Here is a 16,874-nt window from a genome sequence, read left to right as displayed (position 1 = left end):
ATGCTAAAAAATTGGACAAACATATTTGTTTATCATATAAAGAACAACAAATTTTTTACAGCCCTTAATATATTGGGTTTAAGTATAGGAATTGCAGGTTTAATCTTTGCAATTCTATACTGGAACGACGAACATTCTTATGATCAATGGAATCCTGAGAAAGATAAAATTTTCAGTGTAATGAACGATTTTGGTGGCGGAAATATCTGGACGACAAATTCTCCTATTACAGCTCGAACGTTAAATGCAACTACTCCTTATTTAGACCAATACTGCTATTACAGAATAAATTATACGACAGAAACAATTCAGTACAGGGGAAAAATTGAATTGTTTGATAAGATTTTTTCTGCTGAAAGAAGTTTCTTTTCTTTTTTTCCATTTGAATTTGTTCAAGGAAATATCAAAACAGCTCTTCATGATCGCAACAGTATGGCACTTTCAGAAGCCTCCGCCGCTAGGATTTTCAAGAATGAAAACGCGATGGGGAAACAAGTAAAATATGCGGATAAAATATTTGTTATTCGCGGTGTATACAAAATGCCTAAAAAATCGTCTATATTGCCTGATGTCATCACTCCTATTGTAGAGGACGAACTAGAAAGCAACAAAGACAATTGGGGCTTTAGTTATGGATTAATGTTAAAGCTAAAAAAACAAAGCGATACAACTGCCGTAATTAAAAACTTAGATCAAATTTTCCTTGAAAAAAACTATAAACAACAAGCAAAAGAAGTTGGACTTTCGCTCGATGAATTCATTAAACAATACGGAGACCCGATAAAAGCAAGACTGTTTCCGCTTTCTAAATCAAGGCTTCGTCAAGGAAATTATGCTTTTCCTGAACAAAATACCAATTTACAGTTCTTGAAAATCGTGATGGGATTATCGATTTTAATCTTACTATTATCGATTGTCAATTATATCAATATGGCAACGGCAAATGCGGTGAAACGAGCTAAAGAAGTTGGCGTGCGCAAAATTATTGGCGCTTCGAAAAATCAAATTATTGCGCAATTTGTTTTTGAAACCACGCTTATAACTTTATTTTCTGTTTTGTTAGCAATGGTAATTGTTGAACTTTCACTACCATTTTATAATTCGTTTTTAGGAAAGGATTTAACGCTTATCGGAACTCAATTTTACTTACAACTTATCTTGATTTTCTTCTTTGTAATTATCGTTTCGGGAATATTTCCAGCGGTATACATTTCAAATTTTGAAACACTTAAAGTACTGAAAGGAAACTTTTCAAGAAGTAAAAGTGGCGTTTGGCTTAGAAACGGAATGCTGGTTTTACAATTCTCGATTGCGACGCTTTTTATCATAGGCTCTTTTATCGTTCACAAACAGGTAAATTATATGATTGCCAAAGATCTAGGTTTTGATGGCGCGCAAGTTATGGATATTGTTTTTAGACCTGTAAAAGGAAAAGTTCAGTACGATCGATATAAAACAATTAAACAAGAACTTTCAAAAATAAAAGGTGTTGAAGCGGTCTCTACTGGAGCTTTTTCTATTGGAAGCAATGAAAATTCTTGGCAAGGGCTTCATTATAAATCTAATAAAGAAGTTATTACGCAGCAATTGGGACTTGATTTTGGACAGTTAGATTTACTGGGAATCAAAATAGTGAAAGGAAGAGATTTAAACAGCAAATTGGCAACTGATAGTATTACAAGTGCTTTATTGAACGAAACTGCGGCAAAAACGCTAATGGTAAAAGATCCAATAAATAAAGAAATTACTTTTGGTGGTCAAAAATATAAAGTTGTCGGCATTGTCAAAGATTTTCATTACATCGGATTGGAATATAATGTGGCGCCTATGATTTTCTTTCACATTAAATCTGTACCGTGGATGGAAGATTATTTACGATTTATTTCGGTTAAAATATCGGCTGAAGGAATGCCCCAAACTATCGCCACAATTGAGAAATTCTGGAAATCTAAAGTCGATCAAGAATATCCTTTTGAGTATGGGTTTGTAGATAAAAACTTTGCGAGAACTTATAAAAAATATCAAGATCAGAGAAACTTGTTTGCTTTACTGAATATTGTGGTAATCTTAATTGCCGTTTTCGGATTATTTGCTTTGGCTTCTTTTTCTATGGAAAGAAGATTACGCGAAATTGCCATCAGAAAAACGCTTGGCGCTGAAACCAATATTTTGCTAAAAGAGCTGTCTAAACAGTATGTTATTTTCTGTGTAATAGGCTTCTTAATCGGAATTGTTCCTGCTTATTTATTAATGCAGAAATGGCTAGAGAATTTTGCTTCTCGAATCGATATTCCGTTCCTGCCTTTTCTAGTTGCTTTTGTTTCGCTGTTATTTTTAACATTGACCATAGTTTTAGCAAAAGCCTATCAAGTGACCAAAGTAGATGTTTTAAAATATTTGAAATACGAATAATATGCTAAGAAACTGGATCAATATATTTATCTATCAAATAAAACACAGTAGATTATTTACTGCACTCAATATTCTCGGATTATCAATAGGAATTTCAGGTTTAATTTTTGCGCTTCTGTACTGGAACGACGAACACAGCTATAATGCCTGGAATCCAGAAAAAGATCATGTTTATCAGATATTAGCGCAATTAAGTGATATGCCAGTTACTGCAAATAATCCTGTGCGTTTAAAACCTCATTTAGAAAATGATCCCAACGTAGAAGCTGTTGTTTTTGCAGATGAATGGTATCAAAAAGATAAAGTGGTTTACAATGGACAAAAGGAATTTGTAGACAAAATCATAAATGCCGAAAAAGATTTCTTCTCTCTTTTTCCTTTTGAATTTATATATGGAAATGCCAAATCGGCTATAAAAGACGAAAATAGTATTGCTATTTCAGAGAAATTTGCAGAGCGATTTTTTGGAAATAAAAATCCGATAGGCAAACAAATCAAATGTTTGGATTCTACGTTTACAATCTCAGGTGTTTATCGCATTCCTGGAAACTCATCGATCGCACCAAACATAGTGATAAACCGCATGAAAGACTTGGCAGATCCTGCTAAAAATCCGGGTCTTTTTGTTCTAAAAGTATTAGTAAAACTAAAAGATCCATCAAAAGTAGAATCTACTCGAAAAATGCTGGATCAAGTGTTTTATGACGAGGTTATTGTAAGAACCGCCAAACAAGCGGGTTTTACACCTGCAGAAATGGTCAAGAAAATGGGAAGTTTCAAGGTTTTGATGGAACCACTTTCATCTGCCAGATTGCATTCTGTAACCGACGGTTATCCTGAAGGAAGAGGAAATTATCAGTTTTTGGTAATTATGGCATGCTTGTCAGTTTTAATTCTTATTCTGTCTATTGTCAACTATATCAATTTGGCAACGGCAAATTCGATTAAAAGAGCTAAGGAAGTTGGAGTTCGTAAAGTATTGGGCGCTTCCAAAAACCAGATTGTTTGGCAATTCATTTTTGAAACCGTTTTGATGACTGCTTTTTCGGTTTTATTAGCGTTAATGATTGTAGAAATTGCACTTCCTTATTACAATTCTTTTTTAGAAAAAAATCTAAGAATAGTCGAAAGTCAATTTTATCTTCAATTAATACTAGTTTTCATTATAACCATTGTTTTTGCTGGAATATTTCCTGCTTTATATGTTGCTAATTTTGAGACTTTAAAAGTTTTAAGAGGCAATTATGCTCGAAGTAAAAGCGGCGTTTGGATTAGAAATGGAATGCTGATTTTTCAATTTGCCATTGCGTCCTTTTTTATTATTGGTTCTGTAATTGTCTATCAGCAAATTAAATATCTAAACAACAAAGATCTTGGTTTTAAAGGCGATCAGGTTATGGCAATTTCATTAAATCTTCCGTCTTCCTATTATCAGGGAGAAAATGTTGGAAAGAATATTTTTGAAAGATATAACACTATAAAACAAGAACTTTCAAAAATTAAAGGCGTTGAAAATGTTTCAACCGGTCTTCTTTCTTTTGACGGAGCCGACGATTCGCAATGGCCAATTTGGTATCAAGATGTGCTTTTCAAACAAAAAGCCATCGGGCTTGACTATGACATGCTAAATCTGCTTAATATAAAAGTAATAAAAGGCAGAAATCTTAGTCCAAATATAGCTTCAGACACTATAAATTCTGTTTTAGTTAATGAAAAATCATTGAGTTTAATGCAGATAAAAGATCCAATTGGTAAAGAGATCAAAATTGGAAATCAGAAAATGAGGATTATTGGCGTGGTAAAAGATTTTAATCTATTAAGTCCAGAAGTCGATGTTCCGGCGATTACTTTTTATCATATAAAATCTCTGGATATGGCTAACGAAATGAATCGCATTTACGTAAAATTGAAAGCAGATCAAATTCAAAGCTCTATTGCTAAAATTGAAAAATTCTGGAAAACAAAGGTCGATACCGAATATCCTTTTCAATATGATTTTGCCGATAAGGAATACGCTCGAACTTACGAATCTTACGTAAAACAGAAGAATCTTTTTTCTCTGCTCAATGTTATTGTGATTCTTATTGCCCTTTTTGGACTTTTTGCTCTCGCATCTTATTCCATTCAAAGAAGAATGAAAGAAATTGCGATTCGAAAAACTTTGGGCGCAGAGACCAATATCTTATTGAAAGAACTGTCTAAACAATATGTAGTGTATTGTGCAATAGGTTTTCTTATTGCTGTATTTCCTGCCTATGTTTTATTGCAGAAATGGCTGAATAATTTTGCCTTTAGAATCGAAATTCCGCTGCTGCCGTTTCTACTTTCATTTTTGCTTTTATTATTTCTAACATTATGCATTGTTTTAGCAAAAGCCTATCAGGCAACAAAAGTAGATGTGCTGAAGTATTTAAAATATGAGTAATTAGTTTAAGTTTAGTTAAAAAGCTGTGCAAGTCTGAGCCCTTGCACAGCTTTTTTATTTTTTATTAAGCGTAAAATCTTTTTAAAATTTTCTTTGCGCTATCTGAAGCTACAATCAATCCGCCACTCATCATGATAATGTCTTTGAGAACCAAACGGCCTCCTACAGAAAGATATGGAAAACCAAATTCTGGTGTTGGAAAATCTCCGCCCAAATTCGGAACGTAAACTTCTGGCGTTGTTATTAAAAATGATAAGGTTACAAATGCCATTCCGAATGTTAGAAGTCCGCCCACAAAACCAATTTTAGGAAACCAAATTCCTAGAAGAACCAATAAACCTATAGTGACAATAACAGTTCCTAATCCGTAAGAGAAAATATAAGTTCCGTTTGCTTCGTGCCATTTGATGTTTTTCTCAACAGTTTTTCCTTCAACATTTTTGTAAAGTGTGTAGGCTTTTACGGTTTTACCATCCTCATTCAAAACTTGTTTATTGGCATCTTTATAAAAGAAACTCATAAACGGACTATTAGCAACAAGTGGAACAATTCCGTCAGCTTCATACTTAAAGGCTTTTAATCCGCCAATCCATGCCATTACAACAAATATGGCAATTCTTAAAAAGTGAATAAAGTTATTTTGTCCACCAGCAATAAATCTTATAATTTTTTCCATTTTGATTATGTTTTTGATACACATCAAAATTACCTTAGAGCTATCTGAATAAAAATGGACGTAAAGGAGTTTTCATGGACTATTTTGCCACTATAGAAATACCGACTTCTTTTCTGAATTCTTTAGGAGAAATGCCTACACTTTTTTTGAAATAACGGCTGAAATAAAACTCATCTTCAAAATTAAGATCGTCTGCAATTTCTTTTATCGTTTTGGTTGTCAAATGCAGTAGTTTCTTAGCTTCCAAAACAATGCGATCCTGAATAAGCTGAGAAGGCGATTTTCCGAAATGCTTTTTGATTCTTTTACTGAAAGTATTCACACTCAAATTGTATTTAGATGCATAAAAAGCTACTTCTTTTGCTTCCAGAAAATGTGTATCCAATAAACGCTGAAACTTCAAAATATCGGCGTTTCCAATAGATTCCTGAATCTGAGGTGGCATTTTCAGCTGTTTTTCTTTGCTACTTAAGGCTAGAATAACTTGCAAATACGATTTTAGAATTGAGTTATCATAATCGAGTTCTGAGTCTTCTACCCTTTTCATTCGTTCGATAATACTCGTGATTTCTTCGTAAATAAAATCGGAAACCGTTACAAAAGGTTCGTTATAAATATCATTGAATAAAATTCCGTTGCATGCCACTTCTTTTTTATGGTATTCAATACAATAAAAATCCCCATGAAAACTTAGAATATTGATGAAAGGTGCTGTCGAACTTTTCCACTGTAATAATTGATATGGCGTTAAAAACAAAAGACATTTTCCTTTGCATTCGTAATCAGTTAAATCGACAGAAAATAAAGCTTCTCCATCAAACATCAAAATGTTGTAATAAGGCTCGTTGATTTCCTTTTCAAGAAAAGAAGATTGTTTCAGTTCGATTTTCATTTTACTAAATTAACGCAAAACGGCCTATTGCACAATTTAAACCAAAAAAAATGCCCCAGAAAGTTAGCTTTTCTGGGAACATTTAGGATTGAACAATTCTAATTATTCAAAGCTGGTTTCGTAATATATTTTCTAATTCATGAAACAAGAATGCATTGGAAGTTGGTACAATTCTTCAAAATCGACCCCAGCAAGATTAAGGCTTTTAAAAAATGCTTTTGCTTTATTTTTTGCCTCTTTATTCAATCCTGTATAAAATATTTCATTGCCGTCCTGTTTTTGGTTTATCATAGAAAGAACTTCTTTATTAACTATATTAAGGACCTTTATAACATGAGATTCTGACAAAAGCGATGCGATCATTTCACCCGATGATTTTGCATTTGGCCTCAAACATTCTAAGCTAAAAATTGGGTTACTCTCATGAATTATTATTTTTTCATTCATATCTGGCAAGTCCGTCAGAAATAATCCAACATCTTCTCGAGGAACAAATAATATCAAAATACTGGCTTTTACAGCTTCGTTTCTGCTTACTAATTTTACATTTTCTCCCATTTTCTTAGCCAGATCCTGAAACTGCCGATTTTCTCGGGTAGAACTCAATAATACCTGATGTCCAGCCTCAACTGCTCTATTCACAAAATCCATTGTAAAACTGCATAAACCAATTACTCCTATCCTCATCTTTTTTGTTAACCTTTTAAACAAATATAGCGTTACAAACCCTTACAAAGCCCTTTATGGCTGTACCAATACATCTACATCGTTGTAGATTTAAAACTACAAACGGCAATTTCTGATTTATGTTTTATAAGTTTGTATCATATAAAATTAGTCCGATGTCTAAAATGACGGCTTTTGTTTCTTTTCGTTATGGTTGTTTTTTGTTGCTGCTAATGACAACTAAAATGGTCTGCCAACAAAACTACAAGGCCAGATGGTACACTGCGGATAATAATGAACTGCAGCAGAATAGCATAAAGGCAATCGTTCAGGGCAAACATAATTTTATATGGATGACGACTGAAAATGGTATTGTGCGTTATGACGGAAATAATTTTCTTGTTTTCAATTCTTCAAACACCTCGCTAGAGCACAATCGTTTTACTGATATTTTTGGAAGTATAGAAAAAGATAGTCTTACAAGTTATAACGAGAGTAAAAAAGAACTTGTCTTTATTAGAAATGCCAAGGTTCAAATACTTAAAAGAAATGCTCCTCGTTCTAGTTTAGACCGAAACGGCAGACGTTTCTTTTTTCACGACGGGCTTCCTTCAAACTATACCATCAATCAACATGAACCTTATTATATTAAATTATCAACTGGAAATATATTTTTCGTAGATAATGAAATGGTGGAATTATGCGATTCGAAAATGAAAACCATTTCTAAAATTTCATTTAAAAATGATAATGTTTTTAATTTTTTTGCTCTAAACAATTCTCTCTTTTACCTCACAGAAAATGGTAACTATCACTCTTTCTCGCAAAAAGGTACATCGTCTGGAAAGTTAAATATATCAGCATCAATAAACAATCGCAAACTATTTTGGAATATTACTACTGGGCAGATTTTTCTTTGCGTAAAAAATAAAATATATCAGCTAAAAAATCAAAATGGCGAGTTAAAAGCACAATTAATTGTAGAATACAAAGATTTTGAAACCAGCAATATTATTGCAATTTATTTCGATCAAAAAAATAAAAACCTATACTTGGGAAGCAGTACAAATGGATTGTGCATCATTTCCTTTCCTGCTTTTAAATCGATAACCAAAAATACAGGAAGAGCCGAAGTGTATTATGCCGCACAAGCTTTTACCGATAGTACGATTGTCACTTCCGAAGGTTTAGTTATTAATGACAAAAAGGTTATTGACAGTATTCCTTTTCCTAAAAGTGTTTTTTTGGAGGAACGCTTGAATATTGCTCTTGACGATGAAAAAAATATATGGATCAGCCGAGGTTTAAATGTGCTTTGTTATCTAAAAAAATCGGGCTACAAAAAACATCTTACTTATCGTTTTAACCAAAATCCGAAAACCATATTCAAGGATAACAGTAATACTATTTGGGTTTCTATGGGTATAGATGAATTTCATAAACCTAAATTGTATGCTATAAAAAATGGAAAGATAACGCTAAAAGCTGTTTTTAAAAAGAACATAAATTATATTGTTCAGCTCAAAAATGTGCTTTATTTGGGTGGAGATCAAGGTTTATTTGAATACGATTTAAAAACTCAAAAAATACACTTTAAAAAAAATACAGAAAAATTAAGCATTAGAAGTATTCTTATCGACAGCCAGCAGAAACTATGGTTCACTACATACGAAAAAGGTTTTTATCTGTATTCCAATAATGTTTTACATTCTTTTCCTGTAGACGAAGAATATTCTCTTAACACATCGCATTGCATCATTGAAGACAAAAATGGCTTTTTTTGGATATCAACCAACAAAGGGCTTTTTCAGGTTTCAAGAAAAGTATTGCTCAACTATTCTAAAAATAAAAATACGGTAATATACTATCATCAATATAATAGATCGGACGGTTTCCTGATTAATGAATTTAATGGTGGATGTCAGCCATGCGGCAATCTTCTTAAAAATAACAATATCGCTTTTCCGTCTATGAATGGAATTGTTTTTTTCAATCCTGATAAAGTATCTCCCTTATTGCCTAGCAAAGATCTTTTTATTGACAGAGTTGTTTTGGACCAGAAAACACTTTTGCCAAAAGACACTATCGTCTTAAAAAACAATTTTCAGAGAGTCAGTTTTGTGGTTTCTTATCCTTACTATGGAAATCCTAAAAACCTGACTATCGAAGCGAGAATGGACAAAATTGGCAGTGATCGCTGGGAAAGGCTGAGAGCCGATAAATCGATATCTTTTACTACGCTGCCGCCAGGAACTTACAAACTTACTTTTAGAAGTTTGTCTGGTTTTGATGCCAATTATGCTTACAAAACTGTAATTCTTGTTGTGCCTGCAAAATTTTATCAGACCATCTGGTTTGCAATTCTTTGCTGCTTTCTAACCGCTGGTTTTGTAATTTCACTTTGGCATATAAGATTGTATTATCAAAGAATGAAAAGAATGCAATTGGAAAAAGTAATCGCCAAAAAAACAAAAAAATTAGCCTCCACCGTTAAAAAACTAGAAAAAGCAGAGAACAACTTAAAACAAGAAATTAAACAACACGAAATGTTGGTTAAAAGCATGAGCCACGACATCAAAAGTCCGTTGAAATTCTTGTCTTCTTCTATAAAACATCTTTTTGAAAACAGTACGATACAAGAAGACCCAAAACTCAAACAGCAATTAGGAACTTTGCAAACATCAACTTCTCAATTGTATGAGTATGTTGAAAATCTTATCAAGTACTCTTCTATTTTTATTGAAGGAAAAAAATTAGAAGATGAATGTTATTCTTTATATGAACTAATCGAAGAAAGTATTCAGATTTTTGAAAAGATTGCAGAAGCCGAAAACAATGTCATTATCAATAATGTACCTAAGGCTCTATTTGTGAAAACAAACAAAAAAGCGCTTTCGATCATTATTCATAATTTGATTGATAATGCCATAAAAAACACCAAAAACGGAAGAATTGCACTATTATGCACTACTCAGAATAATATTCTAACTTTAAAAATTATTGATAATGGAAAAGGAATGAGCAAAGAGCTTATTGATTATTATCACAATTTTTATAAAAATCCGATTTCAAAAAATTATCATCTCGGACTTCACATGATTATTGAACTTCTTATTCTAATTGAAGGAAACATCAATATTATTAGTGATATTGATAAAGGAACTACGATTGAGATTATGGTTGAGTACAACTAGCTTTTAAAAGTTTTGTACAAATTAATGAGTTCTACCAAGTTATTGACTTTTAATTTCTCAAAAACTCGTGCTTTATAAGTGCTCACAGTCGACATATGAATATTGAGTTTGTTTGAAATTTCTAAATTGCCATTTCCCTCAACCAGTAAATCTGCAATTTGAAGTTCTCTTTTGGATAAGCTTTCCAACGGATTTAAAGTCTTTTTGTTAGTCTGAACATTTACCAATTTACTTACCAGTTCAGACGAAATATAGGTTCCCGATTCGAAAATTGAAGTAATGGCAAACATGATTTTTTCTTCGCTACACAGTTTGTCTACATAACCGTTTGCGCCAGAAGAAAGGTATTTTAATGCATATTGTTCTTCTTCGTGAGCAGAGAAAACCAATATTTTGACATCGGACTGAATGGCTCTGATATCGGTTATCATATCTGTATTTTTTCCACCAGGAATATTAATGTCTAAAATCACTAAGTCAAAAGGAAGATTTTTTAAAAGTGTGATCGCTTCAAAGAAATTTTCGGCATTCGAAATGGCAACATCTTCAAATTGCCGTTCCAAAATCATGGCAACTCCATTACGCACTACCAAATGATCATCTACTATTAAAATCTTCTTCGTCATCTCCACTATTTCTTGGTAAATCCTTTTCTTGTCATTTCGCCCCAGCCTTTGGTTCCCATCATTTTTTCTTTATAACCAATTAACGCTGCATAAACGGTAAGCGGATGAAAGTAAAACGGTTCAATAAAAGCCGCCATTAGTAATTTAAAAAAATCAGCTTGTTTTGGATATTTGTGATAGGTTTTCTCTTCGCTGTACAATGCAATCACCGAAAACAACACTGCAAAGGTATACACAAAAAGCAGCAGTAAAAAGAAAAAATGCCAGTTTAAAAGACCAAATAGTATAAATACAGCAGTAATGACCAAACCAATAAATTCTATTGCAGGCGCTAGAAATTCAAATAAGGTCCAATATGGCACGCTCAACATTCCTAGCAGTTTATATTTCGGATTTAAAAACATTCTGCGGTGAATGCTCAAAGTTTCTATTGTTCCTCTCATCCAGCGGGAGCGCTGTTTTTTGAATATTTTGAAATCTTCAGGCGCTTCGGTCCAACAAAGTGGGTCTGGAATGTAACTTACTGAATAAGACAGTTTATTATCCAACATATAACGGCGCATTCTTACTATCAGTTCCATATCTTCTCCGACCGTTTTGGTGCTGTAACCGCCAGAAAGTATGGCTATTTCTTTGTCAAAAGCCCCAAATGCACCGCTTATCAGCAGTAATCCGTCTAGTTTTCCCCACGCCATTCTTCCTAAAAGAAAAGCTCTTAAGTATTCTAAAACCTGAATTCTCGACAGCATCACATCTGGAACATTCACTTCAACCAAGCGTCCGTTTTTAATCACACATTGGTTGGCAATTCGCACCACACCTCCAGTTGCAATAATGCGTTTTCCGTACGATTCTAAAAATGGTTTTGCGAGTTTTAAAAGCGAATCTTTATCTAAGATACAATCGACATCTATACAAACCACATAAGGGTTTTGGGCAATATTAAGTCCGACATTTAAGGCATCGGCTTTACCTCCATTTTCTTTATCGACAACAATCAGTTTTTTAAAAGCTGCATTTCTTGAAGTATAAATTCCTCTGATTTTTTTGGTTTCAATTTTCGGATGAAATTCCAAATCGGTCAAAACCAAATCGTAGGTTTTGGTTAAGATTTCCATCGAATTGTCTTTGCTTCCATCATTGACCACAATTACCTGATAATTGTTGTAATTCAGCGAAAGCAACGATTTTACATTTTCTTCGATCGTAAGACCTTCGTTATACGCAGGTGCGATGAGCGAAAGTTTAGGTGCAAATTCGCTGGTTAACAATACATCATAATCAACAAAACTGTTTCGCTTAAGATATTTTCTAAGCTCTTTTGTAGAAAGATAAGCCAATATTAAATAAGAAGACATGATTAGTATGGCGTAACCAAGAATCAGGAGTATATATACATCCAAAAACCACGTTATTTCTGTATTAAAAAAAGTCATTTTCTTATAATATTATGCTGTTAAGGTCTGCAAAATACTTTGCGCTTCATACTTAATAATAGTGTTGGTTGTCTGAGCTGCCAATTGCGCCACATGAGGAACTTTCTGAGACAATTTAAGCTCTTTTATCAGTTTTAATCCAAGTGTAACCACCGTCATATTTTGAGATTCCAACAAATGCTCAATTCCTTCTGTATCGCCAATATCATGTTTTTTGAAAGCGCCAATAATATTCAGTTGCATCCAATCGTCAATAGGATCTGAATGTTCTACTAAATACTTTATGCTTTCGGTTCCTTCAAGTTTAATTGCTGCATTTATTGCCACAATTTTTAAAGTCTTTTTTCTGGCTTTAGAATAAACAATAATCTGATCGAATGCTTCTTTGATGTTAAATTCTGATAATTCGGTGATTCCTTTACACTTTACTTCCCATTTTAGGCTTTTGAGTTTTTTAAATGAATCTTTTATCAATCCAGAATCTTTATAAAACTGCTCTAATTTTTGAGCATAAACACCCTCATAATTTTTATGCAGATTGATAAGCGAATCTGTCAAAACTTCTCTAAAGAAAGAAGTATCAAAAAGAACTAGAAAGTTTTTGTCTTTTTTTACTTCGGTAAAAGGAATTTCTTCAAAAACGACATCTGACATTATTTTGTCTATCACTACACTGTATTCTTTGGTAAGGCGTTCTTTTTTGATTTTACCGTTTCTGCTAGCAACAATAATAAGATATAGAATAAGTGAGGCCGCTACAAACAGATAAATGGAGAACGTAAGAAAAGGTACTTCCCATTGGCCGTTTTTATATAGTTCCCAGAATTCTATCATCCTAAAAACGTTTTGTTACAATTAGCTGTACATTAAACTTGTTTCTATATTCACTAGGAATATATTCCTCATATTCGTAAAGGAAAATCGGACGCACAAAAAACGAATCTCCAAAACGATGCTGATATTGAAGTCCGACACGATATGCTTTTAATGGCTGCGTAAAATTATTGTAGAGATACAAATAAGGAACATTTCCATATTGCAATTCTAATCTAATAAGGCGTTCCTTTTCTTCATTTACACGCTGAACGCTTAAAACATGAGAAAAAAGTTCGTTCGAAATATCGTAATAAGGTCTATAAGCAAAACTGTAAATTCCGGCATTATAGGCTACTTGTCCTGTAAGCAGTGTAATATCGTCTGTGTCAAAATGCATGAATCTTCCTCCAAGCGAAAAATCAAAATGTTTTTGTGGCTTAAAATAATATTCTAAACCAGCTTTGGCAACAGGAAATATAGTTTCTCCTGTAGAAACACCCGCGTTTGCGTACAAGTAGCTTTTGTTTGAAAAGGTCTGATAAAAATCGGTTTCAAAAAGCATTTGAGTTTCGCTGCCGATATTTCCAATATTTGCCCTTCCTACGATTGCCGATTTGCTGAATTTATGCGAATACTCAACATATCCGTAATGAAATGGTTGCTGTCCTGGATCTGAAGTCGAAATATTTAGGTAAGAAGCTGAAACTGTATTTTTTGCTTTGCGTCCGATAAGCGTGCGTATTCCACTAAAGGCTTGCGTGCTGTTATCGATATAAGATGCTTTATCTATTAAATCTAATGCTTCTTGATCGCGGTTTAGTTTCTCCAGACAAGTTGCTTTAATCTTCAAAATCTCAACCGATTTTGGATCGATCGCAAGATATTTATCGCAATACAAAATACATTTTTCGTAATCTTCTGTCCAAAAATAAACGTTTGTAAGCGCTTGTAAAGCTTCTGGATTCGGATTGTTTCTGTCTGCCATTGGAGACAAGATCTTTATAGCAGTTTTATAGTCTTTTTTCCAGCTGTAAATGCGTCCTGTGTAAGTTTGTATGTCTTCGTTTTCAGGATATTTGGCACGCAACGGCTCAATAATAGATAAGGCTTTATCGAAATTTCCTTTTTCGACTTCGCGCTTAACATTTGCCAAAGCTTCATCTACGTTGATTTCTTGTCCAATTGCAATAGAGGAAATAAAAAGCAGGAAAATAGAATAATATACAAACTTCATTAGATTCGGGTTTTTAGCAGTTTATTAATTCTCACTAAAAGTACGGCCGGACTTACTGGCTTGGCAATAAATTCGTTTGCTCCAATATCAAAAGAGTCAAGCTCAGTCTGCTCAACTCCCGAAGAAGTCAGTATAATGACAGGAATATCAGATTTAAGGTTCTCTCTAACGTGTTGGGTAATTTCCATCCCGCTGACTCCCGGCATGTTTATATCGGTCAATATCAAATCATAGTTTTCTTTTTCGATCGCATCAAGCGCCTCTTTACCGTCAGAAAACTGGTCAACACTAAATCCTTTAGATTCTAAGAAAAAAGATAACGATTTGCGTAGGATATCATTATCTTCGGCTACAATAATTCTCATTTTTTAATTTTTTCTCTTTGGGACAAACTAATTTATTTCATCATTACTATAAAGCTACTGTATATTTCCCTTATATCATAGCTCTTTTAAAATTTTAACGACCTCTTCTATTCCGCAGCTGAAAATATTTACTTTATCTAATGTTTCAGCAGTAAATTCGCCAGATGACGCTTCTCCTTCGATAATCGACAGACAATTGCTTAAATCTTGGAGCATAAAAATGTCCATGCTTGATTTCATGTTGTGTGCCAGTTTTTTTACGTTTTCATAATCGGTATTCTTAAATGCTTCTTCTAAGAGCGTCGCCTGATTTGGAATTTTTTCAATAAAAAGAGCAATCATATCTTTCTTAAATTCGGGATCGCCGCCAGACATTTCATCCAAAAAAGACATATCAATAATTCTCCTATGATATGCATCACTGCCTGGGGTCATTACCGTTTTTATCGCTTTTAAAAGAACAGACTGTTTAAAAGGCTTAGGAACATAAGCATTCATACCTGACTGATAGCAGCGCTCCTGCTCTCCTACCAGCGAATGTGCTGTCATGGCCACTATCGGAATAGTAGAGTTCATCTCATTACGAATGTATTCTGTAGTTTGGTAGCCATCTTTAACAGGCATTTGCAAATCCATTAAAACCAAATCATATTCGTTTTGAGACAAAAGTTCAATGCCTTCTTCTCCATTGCTTGCAATATCCAAATCAAAGCCAAAATTATTAATTACGCTTTTTGCCAGCTTTTGGTTTAAAACATTGTCTTCGCAAAGCAATATTTTAAGGTGTCCTAAATCATTTTTAGAAACGGTTTTTACTACAGTTTCTTCAAAATTTGTTTTTTGATATGAGATAATTACATAAAACTCCGAACCGCGGTTTAAAGTACTTTTTACATGAACTTCTCCTTTCTGCAGTTCAACCAGCTGTTTTACAATATTAAGTCCAAGCCCAGTACCGCCAAATGTTCGCGTTGTACTTTCTTCTCCTTGAGTAAAACGTTCAAAAATAGTTTCAAGCTTATCTTTTGGGATTCCGATTCCGGTATCTTTAACCGAAAATTTAAGGGAATAACTGTCTTCTGTTTCTTCTATTTTTTTTACAGAAACAATAACTTCTCCTTCTGTCGTAAATTTAAGCGCATTGCCGATAAGATTTACCAAAATCTGGCTCAATCTTCCCTGATCGCCCACAACCATATCTGGCATTTCAGCATCCAGAAAGAGATTAAAATCGACATCGCTCTTTACTTTTACTTTTAGCAGATTATAAATATGCTTAAGCGTTTTCTTTAAATTAAATGGGTTGGATTCGATTGTTAAATTACCCGATTCAATTTTAGAAAGATCCAAAATATCATTTACGATCAAAAGCAATCTTTCTCCAGCAATCTGAACACTTTCAATATAATCACGCTGTGTTTCGTCTAGTTCAGTCTGTGCAAGCAGATCTGTAAAACCAACAATAGCATTTAAAGGAGTTCTGATTTCATGGCTCATATTGGCCAAAAAACTGTCTCTAGCCAAAATAGCCCGCTCGGCAATTTTTCGCTGGGCATACAACTGATTGTTTTTTGTGCCTAATTCCAGCTGTGCAATAACGTGTTTGGCTATAATAGAAAGCGCATTACGTTGGTTTTCATTCAGTTCCTTAACTTCATGATCAATAGCGCAAAGAGTTCCTATATTGTAACCATCTGGTGTTGTAAGGGGTACACCCGCATAGAATCTAACGTTAAATCCGCCTGTTACATTAGGATCGTCTTTAAATCTTTCATTTACATGAGTGTCATTGATTTCTACAATTTCAGTGTCCAAAATAGTGTAATTACAGAAAGTGATTTCACGCGGCACTTCGGAAACACCTATTCCTATTTCAGATTTAAACCATTGCCTATCCTCATCGATAAAAGAAATATGGGCAATTGGGACACCACAGATATAAGAAACAAGCCTTGTTGCATCGTCAAAAGCATCATCAGGAAGTGTGTCAAGAATATTATAGCGTTTTAGGGCTGCTAAACGCTGCAGTTCGTTTTCTGGAATGGGGTAATCTTTATTCATTTTTTGGCGTAGTAAAGGTATAAAGGTAAAGCAAATTAGTCTAAAACCCTTTATTTAGTAGCAATTCTTAT

General features: G+C 33.6%; 12 protein-coding genes. 3 read left to right on the top strand and 9 right to left on the bottom strand.

Annotated elements, in window-relative coordinates; all coding sequences use genetic code 11:
* Entirely contained in the window at nucleotides 1-2,412 is a 2,412-nt protein-coding gene (locus tag JI750_RS11935) for an ABC transporter permease (RefSeq protein ID WP_202001937.1), read from the top strand.
* Between the two features lies 1 nt (nucleotide 2,413).
* The gene (locus JI750_RS11930) at nucleotides 2,414-4,837 is read left to right on the top strand and encodes an ABC transporter permease (RefSeq protein ID WP_202001934.1); all 2,424 of its coding nucleotides are present in this window, start codon (nucleotides 2,414-2,416) and stop codon (nucleotides 4,835-4,837) included.
* Between the two features lie 64 nt (nucleotides 4,838-4,901).
* Here the strand turns inward: JI750_RS11930 and JI750_RS11925 are convergent, their stop codons facing one another.
* From JI750_RS11925 to JI750_RS11915, 3 genes are all read right to left on the bottom strand, one after another.
* Nucleotides 4,902-5,513, bottom strand: a complete 612-nt coding sequence (locus JI750_RS11925) for a DUF417 family protein (protein ID WP_202001931.1) — start codon at nucleotides 5,511-5,513, stop codon at nucleotides 4,902-4,904.
* 79 nt (nucleotides 5,514-5,592) lie between these two features.
* Entirely contained in the window at nucleotides 5,593-6,405 is an 813-nt protein-coding gene (locus JI750_RS11920) for a helix-turn-helix domain-containing protein (protein ID WP_202001928.1), read from the bottom strand.
* Nucleotides 6,406-6,537: 132 nt separating this feature from the next.
* The gene (locus JI750_RS11915; RefSeq protein ID WP_202001925.1) at nucleotides 6,538-7,092 is read right to left on the bottom strand and encodes an NAD(P)-binding domain-containing protein; all 555 of its coding nucleotides are present in this window, start codon (nucleotides 7,090-7,092) and stop codon (nucleotides 6,538-6,540) included.
* Nucleotides 7,093-7,316: 224 nt separating this feature from the next.
* Here JI750_RS11915 and JI750_RS11910 point away from each other — a divergent pair, with 224 nt between their 5' ends.
* Nucleotides 7,317-10,265: a sensor histidine kinase gene (locus JI750_RS11910; RefSeq protein WP_202001923.1), complete on the top strand. Its 2,949-nt coding sequence runs from the start codon at nucleotides 7,317-7,319 to the stop codon at nucleotides 10,263-10,265.
* Here JI750_RS11910 and JI750_RS11905 read toward each other — a convergent pair.
* From JI750_RS11905 to JI750_RS11880, 6 genes are all read right to left on the bottom strand, one after another.
* Nucleotides 10,262-10,891 carry a response regulator gene (locus tag JI750_RS11905; protein ID WP_202001920.1) on the bottom strand — a complete coding sequence of 210 codons (630 nt, stop codon included), beginning with the start codon at nucleotides 10,889-10,891 and terminating at the stop codon, nucleotides 10,262-10,264. The two genes, JI750_RS11910 and JI750_RS11905, sit on opposite strands and share 4 nt — an antisense overlap.
* A gap of 5 nt (nucleotides 10,892-10,896) precedes the next feature.
* Entirely contained in the window at nucleotides 10,897-12,327 is a 1,431-nt protein-coding gene (locus tag JI750_RS11900) for a glycosyltransferase family 2 protein (protein WP_202001917.1), read from the bottom strand.
* Between the two features lie 12 nt (nucleotides 12,328-12,339).
* Nucleotides 12,340-13,161: a hypothetical protein gene (locus JI750_RS11895; protein WP_202001914.1), complete on the bottom strand. Its 822-nt coding sequence runs from the start codon at nucleotides 13,159-13,161 to the stop codon at nucleotides 12,340-12,342.
* Between the two features lies 1 nt (nucleotide 13,162).
* Nucleotides 13,163-14,377, bottom strand: coding sequence for a YaiO family outer membrane beta-barrel protein (locus JI750_RS11890; protein ID WP_202001911.1), 1,215 nt, complete (start codon nucleotides 14,375-14,377; stop codon nucleotides 13,163-13,165).
* Nucleotides 14,377-14,742 (bottom strand): response regulator transcription factor, encoded by a 366-nt coding sequence (locus JI750_RS11885; RefSeq protein ID WP_202001909.1) that lies wholly within the window; start codon nucleotides 14,740-14,742, stop codon nucleotides 14,377-14,379. The genes JI750_RS11890 and JI750_RS11885 overlap by 1 nt, the downstream gene beginning before the upstream one ends.
* A gap of 75 nt (nucleotides 14,743-14,817) precedes the next feature.
* Nucleotides 14,818-16,803, bottom strand: a complete 1,986-nt coding sequence (locus JI750_RS11880; RefSeq protein ID WP_202001907.1) for a GAF domain-containing hybrid sensor histidine kinase/response regulator — start codon at nucleotides 16,801-16,803, stop codon at nucleotides 14,818-14,820.
* Between the last annotated feature and the right edge of the window lie 71 nt (nucleotides 16,804-16,874).

This window comes from Flavobacterium tagetis, assembly GCF_016735615.1.
Lineage (GTDB): Bacteria > Bacteroidota > Bacteroidia > Flavobacteriales > Flavobacteriaceae > Flavobacterium > Flavobacterium tagetis.
The sequence above is the reverse complement of the archived record's forward strand: the minus strand, read 5'-3'. Positions and strand labels throughout refer to the sequence as shown.

Bases quoted from the DNA above. Each gene is read 5' to 3' on its own strand.
- JI750_RS11935 (WP_202001937.1), top strand. From the start codon at position 1: ATGCTAAAAAATTGGACAAACATATTTGTTTATCATATAAAGAACAAC.
- JI750_RS11930 (WP_202001934.1), top strand. From the start codon at position 2,414: ATGCTAAGAAACTGGATCAATATATTTATCTATCAAATAAAACACAGT.
- JI750_RS11925 (WP_202001931.1), bottom strand. From the start codon at position 5,513: ATGGAAAAAATTATAAGATTTATTGCTGGTGGACAAAATAACTTTATT.
- JI750_RS11920 (WP_202001928.1), bottom strand. From the start codon at position 6,405: ATGAAAATCGAACTGAAACAATCTTCTTTTCTTGAAAAGGAAATCAAC.
- JI750_RS11915 (WP_202001925.1), bottom strand. From the start codon at position 7,092: ATGAGGATAGGAGTAATTGGTTTATGCAGTTTTACAATGGATTTTGTG.
- JI750_RS11910 (WP_202001923.1), top strand. From the start codon at position 7,317: ATGGTCTGCCAACAAAACTACAAGGCCAGATGGTACACTGCGGATAAT.
- JI750_RS11905 (WP_202001920.1), bottom strand. From the start codon at position 10,891: ATGACGAAGAAGATTTTAATAGTAGATGATCATTTGGTAGTGCGTAAT.
- JI750_RS11900 (WP_202001917.1), bottom strand. From the start codon at position 12,327: ATGACTTTTTTTAATACAGAAATAACGTGGTTTTTGGATGTATATATA.
- JI750_RS11895 (WP_202001914.1), bottom strand. From the start codon at position 13,161: ATGATAGAATTCTGGGAACTATATAAAAACGGCCAATGGGAAGTACCT.
- JI750_RS11890 (WP_202001911.1), bottom strand. From the start codon at position 14,377: ATGAAGTTTGTATATTATTCTATTTTCCTGCTTTTTATTTCCTCTATT.
- JI750_RS11885 (WP_202001909.1), bottom strand. From the start codon at position 14,742: ATGAGAATTATTGTAGCCGAAGATAATGATATCCTACGCAAATCGTTA.
- JI750_RS11880 (WP_202001907.1), bottom strand. From the start codon at position 16,803: ATGAATAAAGATTACCCCATTCCAGAAAACGAACTGCAGCGTTTAGCA.